Source organism: Streptomyces sp. NPDC039424 (assembly GCF_055639495.1).
On the sequence record NZ_JBVKAI010000001.1, the window covers coordinates 967,744 to 984,676 of the forward strand.

At 71.8% G+C, this 16,933-nt stretch carries 15 protein-coding genes; 5 read left to right on the forward strand and 10 right to left on the reverse strand.

Translation table 11 applies throughout. The annotated features are described in order from the left end of the window. Positions 1–361: 361 nt before the first annotated feature. The 4 genes from ACZ7L0_RS04415 to ACZ7L0_RS04430 all read right to left on the reverse strand — a co-directional run bounded on the left by ACZ7L0_RS04415 (position 362) and on the right by ACZ7L0_RS04430 (position 6,266). Entirely contained in the window at positions 362–1,249 is an 888-nt protein-coding gene (locus tag ACZ7L0_RS04415; RefSeq protein ID WP_471240887.1) for a FadR/GntR family transcriptional regulator, read from the reverse strand. A 162-nt stretch (positions 1,250–1,411) separates the two neighbouring features. After that, the gene (locus ACZ7L0_RS04420; protein ID WP_471240888.1) at positions 1,412–3,667 is read right to left on the reverse strand and encodes an ABC transporter ATP-binding protein; all 2,256 of its coding nucleotides are present in this window, start codon (positions 3,665–3,667) and stop codon (positions 1,412–1,414) included. 71 nt (positions 3,668–3,738) lie between these two features. Further along, positions 3,739–4,497 carry an NUDIX hydrolase gene (locus tag ACZ7L0_RS04425; RefSeq protein WP_471240889.1) on the reverse strand — a complete coding sequence of 253 codons (759 nt, stop codon included), beginning with the start codon at positions 4,495–4,497 and terminating at the stop codon, positions 3,739–3,741. Positions 4,498–4,772: 275 nt separating this feature from the next. After that, positions 4,773–6,266 carry a DUF4192 domain-containing protein gene (locus ACZ7L0_RS04430; protein WP_471240890.1) on the reverse strand — a complete coding sequence of 498 codons (1,494 nt, stop codon included), beginning with the start codon at positions 6,264–6,266 and terminating at the stop codon, positions 4,773–4,775. Between the two features lie 153 nt (positions 6,267–6,419). Here ACZ7L0_RS04430 and ACZ7L0_RS04435 point away from each other — a divergent pair, with 153 nt between their 5' ends. Continuing rightward, positions 6,420–8,585, forward strand: coding sequence for a RecQ family ATP-dependent DNA helicase (locus ACZ7L0_RS04435; RefSeq protein WP_471240891.1), 2,166 nt, complete (start codon positions 6,420–6,422; stop codon positions 8,583–8,585). 234 nt (positions 8,586–8,819) lie between these two features. Next, positions 8,820–9,440 carry a hypothetical protein gene (locus tag ACZ7L0_RS04440; RefSeq protein ID WP_471240892.1) on the forward strand — a complete coding sequence of 207 codons (621 nt, stop codon included), beginning with the start codon at positions 8,820–8,822 and terminating at the stop codon, positions 9,438–9,440. Positions 9,441–9,703: 263 nt separating this feature from the next. On the opposite strand, the gene ACZ7L0_RS04445 is transcribed toward ACZ7L0_RS04440, so the two are convergent. From ACZ7L0_RS04445 to ACZ7L0_RS04455, 3 genes are all read right to left on the reverse strand, one after another. After that, on the reverse strand, positions 9,704–10,336 hold the full coding sequence (locus ACZ7L0_RS04445) for a hypothetical protein (RefSeq protein WP_471240893.1): 633 nt from the start codon (positions 10,334–10,336) through the stop codon (positions 9,704–9,706). 68 nt (positions 10,337–10,404) lie between these two features. After that, entirely contained in the window at positions 10,405–11,106 is a 702-nt protein-coding gene (locus tag ACZ7L0_RS04450) for a ribonuclease HII (protein ID WP_471240894.1), read from the reverse strand. A gap of 81 nt (positions 11,107–11,187) precedes the next feature. After that, positions 11,188–11,811, reverse strand: coding sequence for a TetR/AcrR family transcriptional regulator (locus ACZ7L0_RS04455; protein ID WP_471240895.1), 624 nt, complete (start codon positions 11,809–11,811; stop codon positions 11,188–11,190). Between the two features lie 188 nt (positions 11,812–11,999). On the opposite strand from ACZ7L0_RS04455, the gene ACZ7L0_RS04460 reads away from it, so the two are divergent. Beyond that, complete coding sequence (locus ACZ7L0_RS04460) at positions 12,000–13,547, forward strand: MFS transporter (RefSeq protein ID WP_471240896.1); 1,548 nt, start codon at positions 12,000–12,002, stop codon at positions 13,545–13,547. 316 nt (positions 13,548–13,863) lie between these two features. On the opposite strand, the gene ACZ7L0_RS04465 is transcribed toward ACZ7L0_RS04460, so the two are convergent. The 3 genes from ACZ7L0_RS04465 to ACZ7L0_RS04475 form a co-directional block, all read right to left on the reverse strand. Beyond that, complete coding sequence (locus ACZ7L0_RS04465; RefSeq protein ID WP_471240897.1) at positions 13,864–14,769, reverse strand: ADP-ribosylglycohydrolase family protein; 906 nt, start codon at positions 14,767–14,769, stop codon at positions 13,864–13,866. 12 nt (positions 14,770–14,781) lie between these two features. Further along, positions 14,782–15,441 carry a histidine phosphatase family protein gene (locus ACZ7L0_RS04470; RefSeq protein WP_471240898.1) on the reverse strand — a complete coding sequence of 220 codons (660 nt, stop codon included), beginning with the start codon at positions 15,439–15,441 and terminating at the stop codon, positions 14,782–14,784. Between the two features lie 119 nt (positions 15,442–15,560). Next, entirely contained in the window at positions 15,561–16,166 is a 606-nt protein-coding gene (locus tag ACZ7L0_RS04475; protein ID WP_471240899.1) for a YdbC family protein, read from the reverse strand. A 17-nt stretch (positions 16,167–16,183) separates the two neighbouring features. Between ACZ7L0_RS04475 and ACZ7L0_RS04480 the strand changes: the two genes are divergently transcribed. Further along, positions 16,184–16,321 (forward strand): hypothetical protein, encoded by a 138-nt coding sequence (locus tag ACZ7L0_RS04480; protein WP_471240900.1) that lies wholly within the window; start codon positions 16,184–16,186, stop codon positions 16,319–16,321. After that, positions 16,318–16,851 (forward strand): TerD family protein, encoded by a 534-nt coding sequence (locus ACZ7L0_RS04485; RefSeq protein WP_471240901.1) that lies wholly within the window; start codon positions 16,318–16,320, stop codon positions 16,849–16,851. The genes ACZ7L0_RS04480 and ACZ7L0_RS04485 overlap by 4 nt, the downstream gene beginning before the upstream one ends. Positions 16,852–16,933 lie beyond the last annotated feature (82 nt).

Genomic DNA, 16,933 nt, shown 5'->3' on the forward strand with positions numbered 1-16,933 from the left:
GCTTCCGGCCCCATCCACGACGGACAGGAGCCGACCGCCGGCTTGGAATGGGCCGACGGCGCGGGCGGGGGCCGGGAAGATGCACAGCGCCTGGCATGGCGTCCGTATTCCCTCCGCGGCTGTCACCTCTTAGGTCATCGCGTTGCTCCCAAGAGCGTTACGCCCAATTCGCGTGGCCCGAGTCACACCCCGTAAGCGTTCTAAACCGGTCAGATGCCGACAGACAAGGTCACTAGTGGTCACACCGTCGGACCGCGCCGGGTTCGCGGAGGACCCGGCACGGTCCGACGGCAGACGGCACACGGACCCGGCGACGCCACGAGAACGCGGCACACTCCGACCCCATCGCCCGAGAGGCGGGTCAGTGCTCGCGCGGGGCGGGCACCACGCGCTCGACCTCGGGATGGACGGTGAGCAGCTGGCGCATGGCCGCCTCGGCCGCCGCGCCGTCCCCGGTGCCGAGCGCGTCGACGATCCGCGCGTGCTGGGCCAGGGCCGCGTCGTTCGGCCGCTCACAGCCCGTGACCGGGCCGCCGGAGACCTGGAGGGCCGCCGAGACGATGCCCGAGAGGTGCTCCAGCATGCGGTTGCCCGCGATCTGGATGAGCAGCGTGTGGAACTCGGCGTCGGCGCGGGAGAAGGTGAGCGCGTCGCCCTGCGTCAGGGCGCGGCTCATGATCTCCACCATGTCGGAGAGGCGCTGCTGGACGTCCTCGCGACCGTGTCCGGCGGCGAGGCGGGCGGCGAGCGGCTCGATCGTCCAGCGCAGCTCGCTCAGCTCGCGCCGCTGGTCGTCCCGCTGCGGCCCGAAGGCGCGCCACTCGATGATGTCCGGGTCGAGGAGATTCCAGTCGCTGACGGGACGCACCCGCGTGCCGACGTTCGGGCGGGCGCTGACCAGGCCCTTGGCCTCCAGGACACGGAGGGACTCGCGGACGACGGTGCGGGAGACCTCGAAGCGCTGGCCGATCTCCTCGGGCACCAGCGGGCGGTCCGCGCCCAGGTCGCCCGAGACGATCATCTGACCCAGCTGCTGGACGAGCTGGCCGTGCAGTCCGCGGCCGCGGCTGCCCGCGGCACGTCGGCCCACACGGCCCAGCTCGGGGTCCGCGCCCTCCCAGACGGGCGCTCCCACGCGGTCGGCGGCGGGGGCCTCGGCGTAGGGGTAGCGGTCGAATTCGCCCGGGCCGGCCAGACCGGAGTCGGCGGAGCGGGCGGCGGTCATCATGGTGTGCGCAAGGGTACTCACGGATCCTTTGTCGGCGCCGTCTCCAACTCCCTTGAGGTCTTTGGTGAAAAGCACACGAAAGGGTGATCGCTCACCCCATCGCAATTGACGCCTTATCGGAAAGAAATGGGCTTTCTGCGGGGAGTTGTGCGCACGGCCGGTTCGGAAGCGTACGGACAGTAGTCACCGGAGCCCGCTCCGCAGGGTCGTGCACAGGTACGCGCAGAGCAGCACGGTCAGCGACAACATCAGTGCGCCGCCCACGGGTTGGGCGATCAGCCGGGCGGCGCCGGCCAGGTAGGCCTCGCCCCCGAAGGGCCACTGCAGCAGGAAGACCTCACGCATCCGGGCCGGAAAACCGGTCGCCATCCGCACGGCCGGCCCTCCCAGCGCCTTCTGCACGAGGGGTACGACCACGACGGGCACGGCGACCACCGCGGCGAGCCCGGCCGTGGTGGACCGGAAGACCCCCGCGGCGAGCACACCGGCCCAGGCGCATCCGACCACGAGGCCGAACCAACTCGCGCCGAGCGAGAGCCAGTCGGAGGGAACCTGCACGAGCTCCCCTCCGTAGACGACATAGAGCGCTTCGGCGTCGCAGCCCATGGTGAGGAAGGCCAGCAACAGAGCGGTGGCCCCGGAGACGAGAAGTTTCGCGGTGAGCAGCCCCAGCCTGCGGGGCACGGTGCCGCGGTCCGCCGCCAGGGCGGGGTGGCGGAACTCGTCGCCGAAGGACAGGGCGCCGAGCAGCCCCGCGCCGAGCGCCGCGGGCGGCAGCGGAAGCTCCAGGGGCCACGCCGCGAACAGGCGTGCCTGCGGGGTGTGCCCGAGCCGGGCGAGCAGTACGGCCGTGAGCGCCGACACCGCGAGGACGGCACCGCACGTGAGGAAACCCGTGCCGATACCGGCGGCACGGCGGAGCTCGTAACGGAGGGGACGCAGGGGGCTGGGCGCGGAGCGGACGGAGATGGGGGGCGGGAGGGAGGAGACGGCGTTCAGGGCGCGGGGCGCGGAGGAGGCCGCGGTGCTCATCGGGACGGACCGCTCCCCGGCCGGGGCCTGCCGCTCGGCGGAGGCGTCCACGTCGGCGAGGTGCACGCGAAGGGACGACGCCGCGCCTGCGGGGCTGGTCGGTGCCTCGGTGACCGGCGGTGCCTCCGAGGCCTGGGAGGCGGGCGTGGCGGCTGTCGAGGGAGCCGACGCGGTCGACGGCGCGGGGATGGAGGGCGACACGTCGGCGGCGGACGCGTCCCCGTCGGGCTGTGGCCTGCTTCGCACCCGCAGTCCGCCCGTGCTCCGCGGCCGGTCCACCGTCGGCAGTTCGTGGTCGGACTGTGCTCGATCCGCTGCCGACACCTCATGAGCGACCTGCGCTCGCCCGGCGCCGGACGCCTCTTCCCCATCGGGGTCCCGGCCCTTGCGCGGCTGCCCGACCACGGGCTGCCCGTCGGCGGACTGCCGTCGGCTCGCCGCCGGCGGCTCATCCGCCTCACGGGAAACGTCCTGTGCCGACGGCCGGTCGGCGGCGTTCTCCTGCCCGTCCGACGAAGGCCCTCCGACGTCGGACCCCATGTCGCCCACCTCGTCCGCGAGTTGGTGGACGAGAATTCCGTGGCGGAACGCGGTCTCGCCGACCTCGGCGGTCGTACTGCCGTACACGGAGAGGCGGTTGCCGCCCTCCGGCACGACCTCGACGGAGCGCCGGGTGGTGCGGGCCTCCCTGGTGAGCAGGGCGGCGAGGCGGGCGGCGTGCGGGCTGCGCACGGCGACGCGGGGGCGCAGCCGGGTGCGGGCGAACGCGGCGGCCTCCTGGTCGGCGACGAGCCGGCCCCGCTCCAGGGTGACGACCCGGTCGGCGGCGCGAGCGGCCTCCTTGGTGTCGGCCGTGGTGAACAGGACCGTGCCGCCCTGCGCCGCGTGCGCGCGCAGCATGCCGTGCAGCCAGCGGCCTTCCCGGGTGGACAGGCCGTCCGCGGGCTGGTCCAGCACGAGCGTGTGGGGGTCGGGCAGCAGGGCGCACGCCAGGCCCAGTCGGCGGTCCATGCCGCGCGAGAGCGTGCCCAGGCGCTCCTCGCGCAGGCTGACGAGACCGACCGCTTCGAGCACCTCGTCGGCACGCCGGACGGGCACGCCCGAGGCCGCGCACAGCATGCGCAGGTGGCCGCGGACCGAGCGTGCCGGGTGTCCCGGTACGTCGCCCAGGAGCACGCCGACCTCACGCGCCGGGTGGGCGATGCGGTGCAGGGGGCGTCCTCTGAAGTAGGTGATCCCGCGCCCCTGTTGCAGTTCGAGCATGAGTCTGAGCGCCGTCGTCTTCCCCGCGCCCGGCGCCCCCAGGAGCGCGGTGACATGACCCGACGGCGCTTCGAAGGAGACGTCGTCGACGGCGGGCGGGTATCCCTTGCGGGCGATGCTGGTCAGTCCGAAGGCCTGGATCACCCGCAGCAAGATAGCGCGATATGTCCAGATTTTTAGGTATCGCTACGGTTCCGCCGTTCGGTGCCGGAATATCAGACCTCGGGGCGCAGCATCGGGGGGTTGAGCAGGGTGGCGCCGCCGGCGCGGAAGAGCTGGGCCGGGCGGCCGCCCTGGCGGGTGGTGGTACCGCCGGTGGGGACGAGGAAACCGGGGGTGCCGGTCACTTTGCGATGGAAGTTGCGGGGGTCAAGGGCCACACCCCACACCGCCTCGTAGACCCGGCGCAATTCCCCGACGGTGAACTCGGGCGGGCAGAACGCGGTGGCCAGCGAAGAGTACTCGATCTTGGATCTGGCCCGTTCCACTCCGTCGGCCAGGATCTGGGCGTGGTCGAAGGCCAGCGGTGCCACCGGCTCGCCGTCGCGGCCGTACCCGCCCTGCTGCAGCAGCTCCTCGACGGGCGCCCAGCGGGCGTTGCTGGCGTCGCCGCCCGCCCGGGGAGCGGGCAGGTCGGGGGCGAGCGCGAGGTGCGCGACGCTGACCACACGCATGCGCGGGTCGCGCTTGGGGTCACCGTAGGTCGCCAGCTGTTCCAGGTGGGCACCGTGGTCCGGAGCGGGCACGGCGGCGTCGTGAGCGTGCAGCCCGGTCTCCTCGGCGAGTTCGCGCGCCGCGGCCTGCGCCAGATCCTCGTCGGCCCGTACGAAGCCGCCGGGCAGCGCCCAGCGTCCCTGGAACGGCGGCTCACCCCTGCGCACCGCCAGCGCGCACAGGGCGTGGCGGCGCACGGTCAGCACGACCAGGTCCACGGTGACGGCGAAGGGCGGGAACGCTGACGGGTCGTAGGGCATGCGGCGATCATAGTCGTCTTCCTGACGATAAACACGTCCTTCACCGGTTGCATCGACGGCTGATCCACTTCGGCCCCTTGTGCGGCATCCCCTCGGCTCCCACTGGTCCTGTCCTTCGCGTCGTACGAGGTCACAGGCCCGGTCGCAGACCATCCGCCGCCTTCTCGACCACGGCACGGCCGAGTCTGTTCCGAGCCGCACCGTGAGAGTGCGGGCGCGCCCGGCAGCCCCGGGCGGCGCCGGCGTCAGGCGGACCTCAGTGGGCCGGGCGTTGCTCACCCGTCCCTCTCGGTGCCGTTGCCCAGGGATCGGGTGCTTTCCGGTGCGGTGCCACCGCGCCGGGTTCCGCTTTTCCCCGGCGTACGCGTGCGCGTGCTCCCCGGCTTCGACGCGGCGGACCGGGAGCGGCCCGGGGCCGAGGGGCGGGGCCGCCTGCTCTCCGCGGCTCGCGCCGGGCGCGGGCGGGGGTCGGGGCCCTCACCGGAGCGGGTACGGCGCCGTCGGTGGCCGCCGGTCTCCGGCGGGTCCTGATCGGGCGTGGCGGCGTTCACCTCCGTCGCGTCCCCCGCTTCGCCGTCCGGGCGTGCGCTTCCCGTGCGGTCCGCGCGCAGGCAGCGGCGGATCGACTCCGGGTCCAGGCCCTCATTGCACGCCTGGTGCAGGAGGCGGGCGAAGAGGTAGTCGGGATCCGCGCCCAGGGCCATGGCGAGGGCCTCACGGGCCTCGAGATCGTCGCCGCTGGACCAGGCGACCCAGCCGGCCAGGGTGAGAGGTGCGGCGGCGTGTTCACCGTAGGGTCCGACGCAGCGGCGGGCCAGGGCGCGCCAGAGGCGCAGCGCCGGACCGGCCTCCTCCCCTTCCATCCACGCGGCGGCCCGGTCGCGGGTCGTGCGGTCCTGCAGGCCGAGGATGAGCGCCGCGGCTTCGTCGTGCCCGAGCAGTTCGTCGTCGCGGCGGTCCGCTTGGAGCGTGCCGGAGACTGAGGGTGCCGCGGCGAACCGGCCCATGATCCGCTCGGCGAGGGCGAGGGTTTCCTCCGCCACGTCCGCGCGGTTCGCGTCGTCGAGGATCCGGGGCACCAGGTCCATGCCCGCGGCGTCCAGGACGATCTCCTGCTCCAGCGCGTCGGAGTTCTCCCAGGGCTGCAGCCTGGCATGCAGCTCGCGCAGTGTGCCGCGGACCTGGATCCCGGCGTAGGTGGCGGCGGCCGCCAGCACGGAGGTGCCGGGCAGGCCCATCGGCGTCCCCTCGGCCGGGCAGCACCCCTCGTTCGGGCAGCAGTACGACCAGAAGCGGCCGTCGGAGAGGCACAGCGCCTCGATCACCGGTACGTCGAGGCGGCCGCACTCGGTGCGCAGCATCTGGGCCAGCGGACGCAGGCGCCGCATGACATCGCTTCCCCTCTCGCCCTTCGCGGGTTCCTGGCAGACGTAGGCCACCATCTGCTCCGGGCGGACGCCCCTGCGCTCGCTGCCGGTCACCAGGCCGTGGGCCAGCTGCCGGGCAGCCGCGGCCCAGTCGTCCTCGCTCGCGGGGATGCCGAGCCGGGCCCGGCCGCCGAACCGGCCGCGGCCGTCGCGGTCGTGGAGGGCGACCAGGACGAGGCTGTCCTCCGGGCGGTACCCGAGCAGATACGGCAGGGCGTCGGCCAATTCGGCCGGGGTGCGCAGGGTGACCTGGCCGTCGTGTGTCGCACGCCCGTTCATTGCCCCGCTTGCGGTGATGTCACCGTTTTCGGAGGGTCCGCTCGTTTCGCTGTGATTCGTCATGCGCAGACGATCTCGCGAATCATGGGATTCCGCTTGGGCCTGTGGATAAGTCCGAGCAGGGACACAACAAACGCGGCGGCGAACCTGCCAGGAATTCCGCTTCCCGCCCCGGGGGCCGCCCGATTGTCAGAGCCGTCCTGTTGTATGGAACGCATGGAGCACACGAGCACCGCGGACCTCAGGGCGCAGGCAGACACCGTCCTCGCCCGCCTCGTCGCAGACGCCACCGGCGCGGTCCGGCTGCGCGAGGACCAGTGGCGGGCGATCGAGGCGCTGGTCGCCGACCGCCGCCGGGCCCTCGTCGTCCAGCGCACGGGCTGGGGCAAGTCCGCGGTCTATTTCGTGGCGACCTCGCTGCTGCGGGCCCGCGGCAGCGGTCCCACCGTGATCGTCTCCCCGCTGCTGGCGCTGATGCGCAACCAGGTCGAGGCCGCGGCCCGTGCCGGCATCCACGCCCGCACGATCAACTCCGCGAACACCGAGGACTGGGACGCCGTCCAGGCCGAGATCGCCGCAGGCGAGGTCGACGTCCTGCTGGTCAGCCCGGAGCGGCTCAACAACCCCGACTTCCGCGATCAGGTCCTGCCCAAGCTCGCCGCAGCGACCGGGCTCCTCGTCGTCGACGAGGCCCACTGCATCTCCGACTGGGGCCACGATTTCCGCCCGGACTACCGCCGGCTGCGCACCATGCTCGCCGACCTCCCGCCGGGCGTGCCCGTCCTGGCCACCACCGCCACGGCCAACGCGCGTGTGACCGCGGACGTCGCGGAGCAGCTCGGCACCGGGGGCACGTCGGACGCGCTGGTGCTGCGCGGACCGCTGGACCGGGAGAGCCTGACCCTGGGCGTGCTCCGACTGCCGGACGCCGCGCACCGCATGGCCTGGCTCGCCGAACATCTCGACGATCTGCCGGGCTCCGGGATCATCTACACGCTCACCGTGGCCGCCGCCGAGGAGGTCGCCGCCTTCCTGCGGCAGCGCGGACACGCCGTCGCCTCGTACACCGGCAGGACGGAGAACGCCGACCGGCAGCAGGCCGAGGACGACCTGCTCGCCAACCGGGTCAAGGCACTCGTCGCGACCTCGGCGCTCGGCATGGGCTTCGACAAGCCCGACCTCGGGTTCGTCGTCCATCTGGGCTCGCCCTCCTCCCCCATCGCCTACTACCAGCAGGTCGGCCGCGCCGGACGCGGCGTCGAGCATGCCGAGGTGCTCCTCCTGCCGGGCAAGGAGGACGAGGCGATCTGGGAGTACTTCGCGTCGCTCGCCTTCCCTTCCGAGGACCTGGTGCGCCGCACCCTCGACGTGCTCGCCCGCGCGGACGGCCCGCTGTCGCTGCCCGCGCTGGAACCCCGGGTGGAACTGCGCCGCTCCCGGCTGGAGACGATGCTGAAGGTCCTCGACGTGGACGGCGCGGTCAAGCGCGTCAAAGGCGGCTGGATCGCCACCGGCCGGCCGTGGACGTACGACTCCGAGCGGTACGACTGGGTGGCCCGCCAGCGGAAGGCCGAGCAGCAGGCGATGCGCGAGTACGCGTCCACCACGGGCTGCCGCATGGAGTTCCTGCAGCGCCAGCTGGACGACGAGGGCGCGAAGCCCTGCGGCCGCTGCGACAACTGCGCGGGCGCGCGTTTCACCGTGGACACCTCCACCGCCGCGCTGGACGCCGCGCGGGTCGATCTGGGCCGTGCGGGCGTCGAGGTGGAGCCGCGCCGCATGTGGCCGACGGGACTTCCCGCGATCGGTATCGGTCTCAAGGGACGTATCCCCGCCGGCGAGCAGGCCTCGCCGGGCCGGGCGCTGGGGCGGCTGTCGGACATCGGCTGGGGCAACCGTCTGCGGCCGATGCTCGCGCCCGGGGAGGCCGACGCACCCGTGCCGGACGACGTGGCACGAGCCGTGGTCGGTGTGCTGGCCGACTGGGCGAAGGGGCCAAGCGGCTGGGCCACCGGCGCGCCCGACGCGCAGCCCCGGCCGTCGGGTGTCGTCACCGTGGCCTCGCGGACCAGGCCGCGGCTGATCCACTCCCTGGGCGCCCGCATCGCGGAGATCGGCCGGCTGCCCTTGCTGGGCAGCGTCGAGTACGCGGGTGAGGTGCCGCGCGCCTCCCGCAGCAACAGCGCACAACGTCTGAAGGCCCTGGACGGCGCGCTGACCGTGCCGCCGGAGCTCGCCGCGGCCCTCGCCGAGGCCTCGGGTCCCGTGCTCCTCGTGGACGACTACACCGAGACCGGCTGGACCCTGGCGGTCGCGGCCCGTCTGCTCAGAAAGTCCGGAGCGCAGGGGGTGTTGCCGCTGGTCCTGGCCGTCCAGGGCTGACCGGCCGCCCCCCGGCGTCACCGGAGGGCCCACAGGGTAGGGATATAAGCCACGCACCGCCAGATAACAGTCGGTGAACCCAATTGCTCGTTGCCGCATCCAAGTTCGACAGGAAGAATTGAAGTCCGCTCCCCGCACGGCTTGTCGGTGATCCGGCTGCGTTTTGCTGCGGTGCGCACTCCCCCGAAGTCCGACCCCCGCCCGCAGTGTGGGCGCGTAGCCGAAGGGAGGAACGTGACCTTCGGATTCGCTCCGTCCTCGGCGGACTCGCTGTCCACCTCCGCGTCCGCCGCCTCCGCCAGCCGCCTGCTCGAACCCGCGGAATGGGCTGCCGCCGGAATCCCGCTGCTGCGCAACCCCCGTGACGTCGTCAGCGGACTGCACGCCCGGCACCGGCCCAAGCCGGCCACCGCGATCGTGGCCGTCCTGGATCCGGACGAACGGCTGTGCGCCAGCGCGTCGTTCATCCGCCGCCCGGCCCCGGCCGACGGCTGGATGTTCCGCAACGCGCTGCTGGCACAGCTCCGCCGGGTCATTCCGCACGACCTGCGGCGCCGCACCCCGGTGCGCACCGCCGTGCTGCTCTACTGCCGTGAGGGGGACGCGCGTTGGACGGAGGAGGACGGCGCGTGGATGTGGGGGCTGCGGGACGCCTGCACCCTGCACGGGCTGCGGTGCGGGGCGTACATCACTCTGACCCGGGACGGCTGGCAGGTCCTCGGCGAAGGCCGCGGCGGACGCCGTCCGAGCACGGACTCGGCACCGGAACCCTTCGCCACCTCCGACGCCCCGCCCCCGCCGCCGCGCACCGGCGGCGCGGTCTCGGAGGTCCTGCGCCGCGCGGCGGCCCGCTGAGAGGGCCGCACGGGCACGGCAAGCCTTTGCGGCACCCCCGCGTGACGCAAGAGAGCGCCTGGTGACGGGCCGTCTCTCGTACGGCGCCAGGGGGTGACGTGACGGCCACGGTGAGGTCGCACAGCCCACGGGCCGGCAGGCGACGCCGCTCTCGCGACGCACATCCCGCCGGTCACACGGGCACGCCGAATGCCGCACCGTGCAGGTGCCGCCGCAGCGGCACCACCGTCACCTCCGGTGCCTCCGGACGGGCCGGACGCGGATCAGACGCCCGCGCCCAGCACCGAGTTGATCTGCTGCGGGTCGCCGCAGACGATCAGCAGGGCGCCGGCCCGGGCGTGGGCCGCCGGAAGGGCGGTGGCGGCAGCGGCGGAACCACCGTTGACGGCGACGACGACCACGGGGCGGGACGCGGCGCGGGAGGCCACGGCGGCGTCGGCGTAGAAGACGTCGTCGCCCGCGTCGTGCTGTGCCCAGTAGGAGGCTTCACCGAAGGACAACTCATGGGCGGCCCACGGGTGCTGTTCGCCGGTGGTGATCACCAGCACGTCACCGGGGGCACGACCCGACTCCAGGAGCAGGTCCACTGCTTCCTCTGCTGCGTCGAGCGCGCCCTCGGCGGAGGCCGGGATCATCTGGATCTGCGGGGTCGCCGCCGCGGTGGCGGCGGGAGCGGCCGGGCCCGACGGGCCCGGCTTCACGTTGGCCGTGTCACGCGGCGTGCGTTGCACCGGTGGTGCGGGCCGGAGAGGACCGGGACGACCGGGACGCGACGGAGCCGCGGGGCGGGGGCCGGGTACGGGGCGGGGGGTCGGCGCGATGCGGCCATTGGCCGGAGTGGCGCGGGGACCCTGGGCACTCTCGTGAATCTGAGGCTCCTCGGGAATGAGAGGCATGAGCTGTTATTTATCAAACGTTGGTACGGCTCGCACGACCGGGTGGCACATCAGTGCGAGCGGAACGGTCAGAAATCGAAGCCGAGCTGACCTTCGATCGCCGGAACGCTTCCGTCCGCCCAGCTGCGGACCTTCTTGAGGTGCCGCCACTGGGGCAGCGCATCAAGATACGCCCACGACAACCGGTGGTACGGGGTGGGGCCCCGCTCCTCCAGTGCGGCCTTGTGCACGGGTGACGGATACCCGGCGTTGTCCGCAAAACCGAAGTCTGCATGGTCGATACCCAGTTCGGCCATCATTTTGTCGCGCTGAACCTTGGCGATCACCGACGCCGCCGCGACGGCCACGCACGACCGGTCACCCTTGATCACCGTGCGCACCCGCCAGGGAGCGCCGAGATAGTCGTGCTTCCCGTCGAGGATGACGGCCTCGGGACGGACGGGCAGGGCATCCAGGGCGCGGACCGCGGCGAGCCGCAACGCGGCCGTCATCCCCAGATCGTCGATCTCCTCCGGTGAGGCATGCCCCAGGGAGTAGGCCGTCACCCACGTCCGCAGCGCCTCGGCCAGCTCCGTGCGCCGCTTCACGCTGAGCAGCTTGGAGTCGGTGAGGCCCAGGGGTGGGCGGCGAAGACCGGTGATCGCCGCGCAGACGGTGACGGGCCCGGCCCACGCGCCGCGCCCCACCTCGTCGACACCGGCAATGACCTTCGCTCCGGTCGTGGCTCGGAGGGAGCGCTCGACGGTGTGAGTAGGTGGTTCGTACGGCATGGCGCCCTTAGCGTACGCCGCCCGGATCCCCGCGCGACACCCCGGTCTCCCAAGCGGCCAAGAGGCCGCCGCGGTACGGGATCAGCTGCCGCTCGGCCGCAGCAGCGGCAGCATCAGCTGGTCGATCATCTCCTCCAGATCTTTGTCGCTCCATTCGCTACCGCCAACCTTCGAGCGATACATCATCATCGCCGGAATGGCGTCGAAGACATAGCCGTTCGCCGCGTCGGATCGCACCTCACCTCGCCCTATTCCGCGAGTGATGACCTCACGCAGCAACCTGACGGTCGGCTCCACGACACCGTCGAAGATCACGCCATGAAAGCGCTCAGCTTGCATGGGATCGCATTCGTGAATCACCGCACGCAGTGCGAAACCGGGGCGGGAGAACATCGCCCGGCGGGCCTGAAGGCACAGCGCGAGCAGGTCCTCGCGCACGCTCCCCAGGTCCGGGACCCCTTCGAGGCACGGCAGTCCGGCTCGCAGCGCGTCCATGACGAGGTCCTCCTTGGACGGCCAGCGGCGGTAGACCGCCGCCTTGCCGGTCTGCGCGCCGGCGGCGACGCCCTCCATCGTGAGGCCGTTCCAGCCGACCGTACTGAGCTGCTCCAGCGCGGCGTTCAGGATCGCGCGTTCGAGCACGGCGCCGCGCCGGCGGGGGGAGGCCGCCCGATCGGAAGCGGCCGTCCAGCGCGAGGTAACCATCTGAGTTTCTCCAGCGGGCAAGGGGAGCGGGGATGCGAACGAAGAGCCACTCGCCGTACGGCGGCAACGGGGGACGTGACGCACGGCGACGAACTTAAGTGAACGCTTGCGTTCTCTATTGGGGACTCACTACGGTTGAAGCGACAGTGAACGCGACCGTTCACTAACAGCTCTGTGGGGGACCCAAGGTGACAACCTCTCAACTGATTCAGGACGACAAACCCAAAGCGGCCCGCCGGGAGGGGCATCCCGGCATCGCGCTCACCGTCATCGCGGCCTGCCAACTCATGGTGGTACTCGACGCGACGATTGTGAACATCGCTCTTCCGCACATTCAAGACGCGCTCAAGTTCAGCACCACGGACCTCACCTGGGTGGTCAGTGCCTACACGCTCACCTTCGGCGGCCTGCTGCTGCTCGGCGCGCGAGCCGGTGACATCCTCGGCAGGCGCCGGGTGTTCATGACCGGCATCCTGCTGTTCACCTTCGCGTCGCTGCTCGGCGGCCTCGCACAGGAACCCTGGCAACTGCTGGCCGCGCGGGCCTTGCAGGGCATGGGCGGCGCCATCGCGTCGCCCACCTCGCTGGCGCTGATCACCACCACGTTCCCCGAAGGACCCGAGCGGAACCGGGCGTTCGGTGTCTTCGCCGCGGTGTCCGCGGGGGGCGGCGCCATCGGCCTGCTCACGGGCGGCATGCTCACCGAGTGGCTCGACTGGCGCTGGGTGCTCTTCGTCAACGTGCCGATCGGCGTGCTGATCGCCACGCTCGCACCGCTCTACATCAACGAGTCCGAGCGGCATCCGGGGCGCTTCGACATCGCCGGCGCACTGACCTCCACGGCCGGTATGGCATCGCTCGTGTACGGCTTCATCCGGGCCGCGGAGGAGGGGTGGCGCGACAGGCTGACCCTCGGTTCCTTCGGCGCCGCGGTGGTCCTGCTGCTGGCGTTCGTCTTCACCGAGATGCGGGCCAAAGAGCCGATCACCCCGCTGAAGATGTTCGCCGACCGCAACCGCTCGGGCACCTACGTGATCATGCTGAGTCTGGCCGCGGCGATGTTCGGCATGTTCTTCTACATCGTCCTGTTCGTACAGAACGTCCTCGGCTACAGCCCGATCAAGGCCGGTCTGGCCTTCCTCCCCGTGACGGCCGCGATCGCCGTGGGCGCGGGGCTGTCGCAGCGGTTCCTGCCCTCCCTCGGCCCCAAGCCGTTCATGACGGCGGGCTCGGCGCTCGTGGTGACCGGGCTCGTCTGGCAGACCTTCATCAGCCCCGACAGCTCCTACCTCGGCGGAGTACTGGGCCCGATGCTGGTGTTCGGCTTCGGCATGGGTCTGAACTTCGTGACGGTGACGGTCACGGCGGTCTCCGGTGTCGCCCCGCACGAGGCGGGCGCGGCGTCCGGTCTGCTCAACGCCACGCAGCAGGTGGGTGGTTCGCTGGGGCTGTCGATCCTGACCACGGTGTTCGGTTCGGCCGGCAAGGACGAGGCGAACAAGCAGCTGCCGAAGTTCCTCGCCGACGGCACGCCCGAGCAGAAGGCGGAGTTCGCCAAGACGCACCAGCTGCCCGCGCCTTGGGGGCACGAGGTGCTGGCCCACGGCATCTCGACCGCCTTCGTCCCCGCTGCCGCGATGGCCCTGCTCGCCCTGGCCACCGCCACACTGGTGATCAAGGTCCGCAAGACCGACCTCGAAGCCCTGGCCGGTACGGCAGGGCCGGGTATCGGCTGACCCGAAGGGGTCCACGCAAGGCCGCGGAGGGCCGGACCGAGCCCGGGGCACCAACGGCAAGGGCGCCGGGCCGGCCATCCGCACACCGGTCACCAAGGCCGGAAGAAGGGTCCGCAGAAGGACCATGAGCAGGGCCAGGCCACGTACGTACGACATGCCGACACCCCCCGCGACCGGACTGGACCCGACTGCCGTGCGCACACCTTCGCCGCACGGCGACTGTCCGGACAACGCGCAGCGGTCACGCAGAGTTCCCGTCGGGCACACAGAGTTCCCGAGCGTCACCGGTCAAGCGGGCGCACGGCACCCGCGGCCGTCACGCGCTCGCGGGCACCCATTCCGGCAGCGTCTCCGTCCGCTCCAGCCACTCGGCGGGCGGAGCCCCCGCCTTTCCGGCCGCGAGCACACCGCCGACGATAGCGCAGGTCGTGTCCACGTCACCGCCGACCTGGGCGGTGGTCCAGAACGCCGTCGTGTAGTCGCCCAGGGCCCGCGCGGCGGACCAGAGGGCGAAGGGGACGGTGTCATGGGCGCTCGTGCGCCGTCCGCAGCCCAGGACGGCGGCGACGGTGGACGCGTCGTCGTAGTCCAGCATGTCCCGGGCGCGCCGCAGGCCCGCGCCGACGGCGCTCTTCGGGACGAGGGCGACGACCCCGTCGAGGAGTGCCTCGGGGGTCGGCGCGCCGCCGGGAGCCGCGGCCAGTGCGGCGGCCGCGGCCACGGCCATGGCGCCGACGACGGCCTCGCGATGCTGGTGTGTGGGGTACGCCGAGACCTCGGCCTGATGCGTGGCCTGCTCCGGGTCGTCCGCGTACCAGGCGCCCAGCGGCGCGATCCGCATCGCCGCCCCGTTGCCCCAGGAGCCCTGCCCCTTGAAGAGCCCGGCGGCCAGCTCGCGCCAGTCCTCACCCTCCCGGACGAGACGCAGCAAACGGTTGACCGCCGGGCCGTAGCCCCGGTCGAAGTCGTGGTGGTGGGCGAAGGAGTGGGCCAGTGCGTCCTGGTCGATGCGGTGGTGGGCGGCGAGCACGGCGACCACCGAGCAGGCCATCTCCGTGTCGTCGGTCCACTGCCACGGACCGGCGGGAAGCTCGCGGCGCTTCAGCAACGGGTAGTTCGCCGGGACGAAGAACTGCGAACCCAGCGCGTCCCCCACCGCGAGTCCGCGCAGGCTGGTCAGGGCGCGGTCCAAGCGCCCGAGAGGAGAGGAGTCAGCGGTCATCGCCCTGCCACTCTATCCGGTGATCCAGTGCGGCACCGGTTCCCGCCAGCGTTCGAAGGGCCGGTCGAGGGTGTACCTGCCGTCGTCCCCGAGAACGAGCATCCGCATCTCGGCGTTCCCCGGGTTGGACAGCGACTCGAACTCCGCGACCGTCCAGTGGAACCAGCGCATGCAGAACAGCCGCATGGCGAGGCCATGGGTCACCAGGAGCACGTTCGGCGGGTGGTCGGGGGCCTCGAAGCTGCGGAAGAGGCTCTCCAGGAAGCCGCCGACCCGGTCGTACACATCGGCACCGGACTCCCCCTGGGGGAAACGGAAGAAGAAGTGCCCGTAGGCGTCCCGGTACGCCTTCTGGAGGCGTACGTCATCACGGTCCTGCCAGTTTCCCCAGTCCTGCTCGCGCAGCCGGGGCTCCTCGCGCACGCGTATGAGGTCGGGGTCGAGTTGGAAGGCGCGGAGCGTCTCGTGCGTACGCCGATAGGGGGACACGTACACGCTCACGCGTTCGCGTCCGAACAGCTCGCGGAGCTTCTCGCCGGTCTCCTCCGCCTGCAGCCTGCCCCGCTCGGTCAGCGCGAGAGCATGGTCGGGCTCCCGCTCGTACACGGAGTCATCAACATTGCCCCTTGACTCGCCGTGCCGGACAAGGACGATGCGCCGTGGTCGTGCCATGCCGAAACCCTAGATCTTGTGAGGGCCGGTCGAGCACCGGAACGGGCTCCATACGGCGTAGGTCACACGAATCCTGCACCATGCGCCACACAAGGACACGGGAATCGCGGGCCTGAAGGTCAAACCGTCCAGCTCGGCTCCAGCTCCACGATGTCGCCGGTGAGGGCGGCGACATCCGCCTCGGTCTGCGCGCGCAGGGCGAGACGCTCCACCCGCTCGGTGCGGTACTTGCCGTGCTCGGCGGCCGACCGCCACATGGACAACACCAGGAACTCATGCCCCGGGGCCTCGCCGAACATGCCGCGGATCATGCCGGGCGAGCCGGCCATCGCGGGGTTCCAGACCTTCTCCTGCATCAGCGTGAAGTGCTCGACGCGCTCCTCGTGGACACGGCAGAGGGCCACGCGGATCAGGTCGGTGTCCGTGAACCGCGGCTCGAAGCCGGTCTTCACGTCGAAGCGGTACTCGAACAGCTTGACCTGGGCGTCCTTGAACGTGCCGGACTGGGACGCCGCCAGCCGGTCGTGCGAGCGGGCCATGAAGGAGTCGTAGAAGGCACGGCTCTCCCAGAAGGCGAAGATGTGCGCCACTCCCGGCCGGTGCCGGCTCCATCCTCCGCCCTGTCCCCGAAACCCCGGCTCCCCCAGAAGCCCCGCCCACTTTCGCTGCCCCCGCTCGAAGCCGCGGCGGTCCACCACGGTGCAGCGAATCCACTTGACCAGCACCGCGCCATCGTAAGGCCATGGGACGTGGCGTCGGTCACGCTCCGGCGGAGATCGCCCGCGCACGCGCCCCCGCGCGCATGGCACGATGGAACGAACCGTCACTGCGCGGTAGTTGGGTCGCGGACGGCATCAAGGGGGAAGGGGACGCCTGGTGAACGGCATCAGCAAGGGGATCCGCAAGGTCGAGGTCGCGCTGAAGTGGGACCCGAGTCCGGCGGGACAGCCGCCCACCGATCTCGACATCGTCGCCGCGCCGTTCGTCGCCGGTGACCCGTACGGTGCTCCGGCCTATGTGGTGCACTTCGACAGCCGGTCTCCCGACGGCACCATCTTCCTCAACCGGGACAGCAAGGACGGCAAGGGCTTCGGCTGGGACGAGGTGATGACCCTCGAACTCGACCGGCTCGACAGCCGGTACGCGCGCGTGGTGGTCGGCGTGGTCATCCAGCAGCACCCGGTGGACCGGACCTTCGTCGGCGTCCTGAACCCGGCCGTGCGTATCCGGGAGGGCTACCAGGTGCTGGCCGAGGACGACTTCGGCTCGGTGCTCGGGGCCACCGCGGCGACGGTGGGGGAGTTCGTGCGCGACGAGTCCGGCGGATGGAACTTCCACCCCGGCGTCCACGGCTTCGAGGACGATCCCGCGACCTTCACCAGGTCCATGGGCGCGATGCACCAGCCCTGACGCCGCGCTCGCGCTCGCCGGAACCGTACGACGGTAAGGGGCGCCGGCCCATGGCCGGCGCCCCTTACCTCAGGAACTTCCC

Coding starts and splice junctions, on each gene's coding strand:
- ACZ7L0_RS04425 (WP_471240889.1), bottom strand. CDS start 4,497: ATGCCCTACGACCCGTCAGCGTTCCCGCCCTTCGCCGTCACCGTGGAC.
- ACZ7L0_RS04430 (WP_471240890.1), bottom strand. CDS start 6,266: ATGACGAATCACAGCGAAACGAGCGGACCCTCCGAAAACGGTGACATC.
- ACZ7L0_RS04435 (WP_471240891.1), top strand. CDS start 6,420: ATGGAGCACACGAGCACCGCGGACCTCAGGGCGCAGGCAGACACCGTC.
- ACZ7L0_RS04445 (WP_471240893.1), bottom strand. CDS start 10,336: ATGCCTCTCATTCCCGAGGAGCCTCAGATTCACGAGAGTGCCCAGGGT.
- ACZ7L0_RS04450 (WP_471240894.1), bottom strand. CDS start 11,106: ATGCCGTACGAACCACCTACTCACACCGTCGAGCGCTCCCTCCGAGCC.
- ACZ7L0_RS04455 (WP_471240895.1), bottom strand. CDS start 11,811: ATGGTTACCTCGCGCTGGACGGCCGCTTCCGATCGGGCGGCCTCCCCC.
- ACZ7L0_RS04465 (WP_471240897.1), bottom strand. CDS start 14,769: ATGACCGCTGACTCCTCTCCTCTCGGGCGCTTGGACCGCGCCCTGACC.
- ACZ7L0_RS04470 (WP_471240898.1), bottom strand. CDS start 15,441: ATGGCACGACCACGGCGCATCGTCCTTGTCCGGCACGGCGAGTCAAGG.
- ACZ7L0_RS04480 (WP_471240900.1), top strand. CDS start 16,184: ATGGGACGTGGCGTCGGTCACGCTCCGGCGGAGATCGCCCGCGCACGC.